The sequence below is a fragment of the Paenibacillus rhizoplanae genome, assembly GCF_042684125.1.
Taxonomy (GTDB): Bacteria; Bacillota; Bacilli; order Paenibacillales; family Paenibacillaceae; genus Paenibacillus_AQ; species Paenibacillus_AQ rhizoplanae.
The window spans coordinates 89,783-95,782 of sequence record NZ_JBHUKY010000034.1 but is presented as its reverse complement, the minus strand read 5'-3'; the positions used below and the strand labels follow the sequence as shown (position 1 = coordinate 95,782).

At 55.6% G+C, this 6,000-nt stretch carries 6 protein-coding genes; all 6 read left to right on the top strand.

The window, feature by feature from the left end:
• Nucleotides 1-288 precede the first annotated feature (288 nt).
• The 6 genes from ACFSX3_RS21350 (at nt 289) to ACFSX3_RS21325 (ending at nt 5,715) form a co-directional block, all read left to right on the top strand.
• Entirely contained in the window at nt 289-762 is a 474-nt protein-coding gene (locus tag ACFSX3_RS21350; protein WP_209989333.1) for a MarR family winged helix-turn-helix transcriptional regulator, read from the top strand.
• Nucleotides 763-906: 144 nt separating this feature from the next.
• The gene (locus ACFSX3_RS21345; RefSeq protein ID WP_036728167.1) at nt 907-1,308 is read left to right on the top strand and encodes a DoxX family protein; all 402 of its coding nucleotides are present in this window, start codon (nt 907-909) and stop codon (nt 1,306-1,308) included.
• A 41-nt stretch (nt 1,309-1,349) separates the two neighbouring features.
• Nucleotides 1,350-2,300: a ring-cleaving dioxygenase gene (locus ACFSX3_RS21340; RefSeq protein ID WP_209989331.1), complete on the top strand. Its 951-nt coding sequence runs from the start codon at nt 1,350-1,352 to the stop codon at nt 2,298-2,300.
• Nucleotides 2,301-2,302: 2 nt separating this feature from the next.
• Complete coding sequence (locus tag ACFSX3_RS21335) at nt 2,303-2,920, top strand: alpha/beta hydrolase (RefSeq protein ID WP_209989429.1); 618 nt, start codon at nt 2,303-2,305, stop codon at nt 2,918-2,920.
• Between the two features lie 702 nt (nt 2,921-3,622).
• Nucleotides 3,623-4,852 carry a multidrug effflux MFS transporter gene (locus ACFSX3_RS21330; RefSeq protein WP_379254528.1) on the top strand — a complete coding sequence of 410 codons (1,230 nt, stop codon included), beginning with the start codon at nt 3,623-3,625 and terminating at the stop codon, nt 4,850-4,852.
• Nucleotides 4,849-5,715 carry a DMT family transporter gene (locus tag ACFSX3_RS21325; protein ID WP_209989324.1) on the top strand — a complete coding sequence of 289 codons (867 nt, stop codon included), beginning with the start codon at nt 4,849-4,851 and terminating at the stop codon, nt 5,713-5,715. Before ACFSX3_RS21330 ends, ACFSX3_RS21325 begins: the two co-directional genes overlap by 4 nt.
• The last annotated feature ends 285 nt before the right edge of the window (nt 5,716-6,000 follow it).

The window sequence follows — 6,000 nt, the reverse complement described above, 5'->3', positions numbered from 1 at the left end:
CCTTTTCGTTTAACATAAGACACCGCGCTTTCCAAATAAAGTTACCTATATTATACCAGATTAACGCAGTGTCGTGTGAAATAAAGACTTTTTCAACAGTCTGAGATTTTCCACTTGCTTCCGTATAAATTACGAAAATAGAATAATTAAGATACAGTTGTCCACTTGTTTGAAATGAAAATTAATTCACTTCCCACCCTTGACAGACTGCTTTCCATAACGTATATTTATCTTAACTTAAAGATAATTAACTCAAAGATAAACGCAGCAGGACAGGAGGTGCAGTATATGAGCAGCAAGAATAAGACAGCAGGAACAGAACCGGACACTACGCAGGAACAAGAGCAGGCAGCATCGCTGAAGTTGTTCGTCGTTCTGTCGAAGGCATACAAGAGCCTGATGGATCAGGCGGTGAAGGATATGAAGAGTCACGGGCTGGCATCGGCGGAGTTCATGGTGCTGGAGGTGCTGTATCATAGAAATCGGATTCCACTTCAGCAGATTGGCGAGAAGATTCTGGTCACCAGCGGCAGCATCACCTACAATATCGACAAGCTGGAGAAGCGGGGACTGCTGAAGCGCGTTCCTTGCGAGGATGACCGCCGTGTTACGTATGCCGAGATTACGGAGGCGGGGCGTGAGCTGTTCGACAATATTTTTCCGCAGCATGTCGATTCTATTCATAGCCTGATGGGCGGACTGGACAGCGAAGAGAAGGCTCAGGCCACACTGCTACTGAAGAAGCTGGGCAAGGGCGTATAGAAGTGAGTCCGTAGCAGCCCAGCGATGGCATGGTTGACTGCTGTCAGCACGCTGAACTAGTGGAGAGAATAATAGCTCAGCTTTTTTTTAGCCAATGTCTTAATGTTAAGATAATTAAAACCAAGAGAATGGAGAGTGTTTAAAATGGTTAGTGTAGGTTTATTGTTGATGAGATTGGTGATTGGTGTAGCGTTCATCGGGCATGGTGCACAAAAGCTGTTCGGCTGGTTCGGCGGATATGGGCCTAAGGGGACAGGCGGCTGGATGGAGTCGATTGGCATTAAGCCGGGCGTGCGTATGGCGGTGCTGGCAGGTCTGATGGAGCTGGTGGGTGGCCTGCTGTTCACTCTGGGTCTGCTGACTCCGGTGGCTGCGGTGCTGATTGCGGCAACGATGCTCGGTGCCATTGTGAAGGTGCATGCTCCTAACGGATTCTGGTCCACGGCGAACGGGATTGAGTTTCCATTAACAGTGCTGGTAGTTGCTGTAGGTATAGCGCTGACAGGCGCGGGTTCGATTTCACTGGACGCAATATTCTTCAATTAAAATAAGCGCATCATCATCACAACTATCAGGAGGGTTCACTCATGACTATGCATACTGCAGGGATTCACCATATTACCGCTTTTGTGGGAGACGCACAGCGTAATGCTGATTTCTATGCCGGAATTCTGGGCCTGCGGCTCGTCAAAAAAACCATCAATTTCGACGCCCCCGAGGTCTATCACCTCTACTTTGGCAATGAGCAGGGTGCGCCGGGGACGATCATCACCTTCTTCCCATGGGCTCATGGCCGTAAAGGCAGAATCGGCGGCGGCCAGGTCGGTGTGACCACTTATGCTGTACCGGCCGGCTCTTTCGGATTCTGGGAGCAGCGGCTGGCCGCTTACCAGATCCCTGTGACTAAGGTTACACGGATTGGCGAGTCGTATCTCTCCTTCGCGGATTATGACGGATTGCGGATTGAGCTGGTGGAGCGGGAAGAGGGTGCGCTGAGCACCTGGTCGTTCGGCAGCATTCCGGTAGAGCATGCGGTAAAAGGCTTCGGAGGTGCTGTCCTCTACAGCACAGCCCCGGACCGCACAGCGGATACACTCTCCCGCACACTGGGGATGGAGCGTATCGCTGAAGGGGACGGCTACATCCGCTACAGAGCTTCCGGCAATATCGGCAATATTATTGATCTGAAGGCCACTCCGGTTCCGCAGGGCGGCGGCGGAACTGGTACGGTTCACCATATTGCTTGGCGGGCCGCAGATGACAGTGAACAGCTGGAGTGGGGCCGCCGGGTTCAGAGTCACGGCTACCAGCCGACTCCGGTGCAGGACCGCCAGTACTTCAATGCCATCTACTTCCGGGAAGAAGGCGGAATTCTGTTCGAGATTGCAACCGATCCTCCAGGCTTCGCCCGTGATGAAGCACCTGAGGCGCTGGGGCAGAAGCTGATGCTTCCGGCGTGGTTTGAGCCGCAGCGTGCGGCGATTGAAGCGAATCTAAGTCCGTTTGAAATCCGTGAAATTGAGGTGAAGCAGGTATGAGTATGATTCATGTATTCGAGCAAGGTACGGACGTAACACAGCCAACACTGGTCTTGTTCCACGGCACAGGCGGCAATGAGCGTGATCTGCTGCCGCTGGCTGAGCTGCTGGCACCCGGAGCATCTGTGCTGGGTATCCGCGGCAATGTGCTGGAGAATGGTATGCCGCGTTACTTCCGGCGGCTGGCGGAGGGGATTTTCGATGAGGAGGATCTGATCTTCCGCACCCATGAGGTGAAGCAGTTCCTGGAAGAAGCGGCTGCAAAATATGGCTTCGATGCCGGTAATCTGGTCGCTGTCGGCTATTCCAACGGTGCGAACATCGCGGGCAGCCTGTTCTTCCATTACGGACCGCTCTTCCGGGCGGCGGTGCTGCTGCACCCGATGGTTCCGCTGCGCGGCCTGACGATTCCCTCGCTGCAGGGCGTTCCGGTCTTTATCGGGGCAGGGACCAATGATCCGATTATCCGTTCCGAGGAGACCCGGGAGCTGGAAGCTCTGCTCAGCGGAGCCGGAGCAGAGGTTACCTCGCACTGGGGCAATCAGGGGCACCGCCTGAGCGCCGCCGAGGCGGAAGCGGCAAGAGATTGGCTAGCCGCTCTTAGCGATTCAGTGAAGTAACCACAGCACCACCTGGAATAACCGCCTGCGGGCCTGCCGATCACAGAGAGGATTGGCGGCTACGGCAGGCGGTTTTTTGTTGTATTCGAAGTGATGCTTATCGTCTATTGTGTGCTGTCGGAGGGAGGGAGGGAGGGCGGACAGGATGTACGCGAAAACCGAACACAATGGGCAGATTTGGGGGTGTGCGGGCTGCGAATGTTGCACACTGTGCAGGATTTGCGCGCAGGCCGCTCCTATCTAGCTGCATTGTTGCACTTCGTGCAGGACTTTTCTAAATTTGTTACTGGCTATGGCTCATTGTTGCATCTTTTGCAGGAATTCTGGCGATTTGGGGCAAGTTAGGGCTGCGAATGTTGCATTTCGTGCAGGATTTGCTGATAAGTCGCCCGACTTGAGCAACATTGTTGTATTTTCTGCAAGATTTCCATGCAGGCCTGCCGAGCCACTCCTCCTAAGCCACACCAATCAAGCCGCCTATCAAACCCGCTTTTATCAGACAGCACCTACTCATCTGCACCCTCTGCATCAGTCCCCCTAATTTCACCGGCCACCCGCTGCCGCGCTTTCCCGCCCAACCATAAATTCATTGAACAATCCGGCGATAATCGGGTAGTATGGAGAAATATATAAACGGACCTGAACATAAATGGCTCTGCCGTCTTACTAAAGGTTACGGGCAAGAAAGGATGTATCCTGTTTATGATGAAGCAAAATTCGGTGACAAGTCTGGCCGATGGCGGGCCGTCCAGAAGCCAGCGGCTGCAGCTTGCCGTAATTCTGGGAGCCATCGCTACCATTGGTCCGCTGTCGATTGATATGTATCTGCCTGCCCTGCCTGCTCTTGGCCTCTATTTCGATACCAGTCCGGCCATGGTTCAGCTTACCCTGACCTTCTTCCTGCTGGGGCTGGCTTCGGGCCAGCTTGTGGCCGGACCGCTCAGTGATGTGCATGGGCGCCGGATTCCGCTGTTGTTCGGGATGATCATCTATGCGGTGTCCTCGCTGCTCTGCGCGTTCAGCCCGTCGATCGGGCTACTGATTGTGCTGCGCTTCGTCCAGGGCCTGGCCGGATCAGTAGGGGTGGTGATCTCCCGCGCGGCGGTCCGCGATATGTACAGCGGCTCGGAATTAACCAGGTTCTTCTCGCTGCTGATGATTGTCAACGGACTGGGCCCGATTGCAGCTCCGGTCATCGGGGGGCAGCTGCTGAGAGTGACGGACTGGAAGGGCGTATTTGTCGTCTTGTCCGTATGCGGACTGCTCTTCGCGGCGGTCATTCTCCTGCGGCTGCCGGAGACCCTGCCCAAGGAACGGCGTATCCGCAGCGGGCTCAGAGGGACCCTGCGCACCTTCCGCATCCTGCTCGGCAATGCCGGATTCATGGGCTACGCGCTCTCCCAGGGCTTTGTTATGGCAGGCATGTTCGCTTATATCTCGGGCTCATCCTTTGTTCTGCAGACGATTTACGGGGTATCCCCGCAAATGTACAGCCTGATCTTCGCCGTGAACGGCTTCGGCATTATTCTGACCGGGCAGATTGCCGGGCGGATGTCGGCCAGAGTGGGTGAGCGCAAGCTGCTGATCTGCGGCCTTCTGCTCAGTACCTCCGGAGGTGTCCTGCTGCTGATTACCCTCCTCGCCGGAGGCGGGCTGCTGCCGATCCTGATCTGTCTGTTCGCTGTGGTTGCAAGTGTAGGTCTTGTGGGTACGACCAGCTTCTCGCTGGCGATGCAGGATCAGGGGGAGACGGCAGGCAGCGCATCTGCGCTCCTGGGTCTGCTTCCCTTGCTGCTGGGGAGCTGCGCGGCTCCGCTGGTAGGACTTGGCGGCAGCGGCTCGGCCCTGCCGATGGCGCTGGTCATCGCGGGAGCGGGCCTCCTGTCGATTCTGTCCTATCTGCTGCTGTGCAGAAGAGAGGTCAAGCCGTGAGCCGCAAGGACTTTGCTACCCTGCTGCTGCTTGCTTTTGCCTGGGGAGCTTCCTTCCTGTTCATGCGGATTGCCTCACCGGAGCTTGGTCCGGTCTTCACAACAGAGCTGCGGGTTACGATTGCCGGAGCTGCTCTGCTGCTCTATGCGCTGCTGACCCGGCGCAAGCTGGGACTTCTGAAGCACTGGAAATCTTTCCTGCTGCTCGGTGCAATTAACGCTGCACTTCCGTTTACGCTGATCTGTATGGCCGAGCTGCATCTGAGCGCCTCGCTGGCGGCGATTCTGAATGCTACAACCCCGATGTTCGCGGCACTGGCGGCGTGGGGAACCCGGAAGGAGAAACCGGGGGCGGCCAAATCAGTAGGGCTGATAATAGGCCTTGTGGGTGTGGGCGTGCTGGTCGGCTGGAGTCCGCTCCCGCTGACCAGCACGGTTCTTTTATCTGTAGGCTATTCACTTGGAGCTGCGCTCTGCTATGCGTTCGGAGGATTATACGCGTCACGCGTAGGCTCCGGTCTCACTCCGCTGGCGCTTGCTGCGGGACAGCAGCTGGGCGCAAGTGTGGTGCTGCTGCCGCTGGCGGTGCTTTTTGCCCCGGATCATCTGCCTTCTTCCGCCGCTGTATATTCTGTCCTCGGCCTCTCGCTGATCTGCACCTCAGTGGCGTATCTGCTGTATTTCCGGCTGATTGCCAATATCGGCCCGGTCAAGACCGTCAGCGTTACCTTCCTCGTGCCTGTATTTGGCCTGTTGTGGGGCGTAATCTTCCTGCAGGAGCAGGTCTATGCCACTACCATCGCCGGGCTGGTCATCATTCTGCTGAGCGTTTTGCTGGTGAACCGGAGGGCGCGCAAGGAGTAAAGACCGGATATTCAGCAAACCTTCAGCGCATTTTAACGTTGATTGTGGAGAAAAGGCATATATTGAAGAGAGCCGCCATTGCCGTGGTTACAGGCCTCTCCGGTAGGGGATGACAACCCTTGGCACGATGATAAAAGCACCCGGACTAATCGCAGTCCGGGTGCTTTTATGCAAAGATAGATGTATATACTTCACACCATCACTGGAACAAATATAGCCTCTGTGCAGGGAATTATCCTCCGCCCGCCGTCTTACTCTTGTAAGCGTGTGACCATTATACGGGAG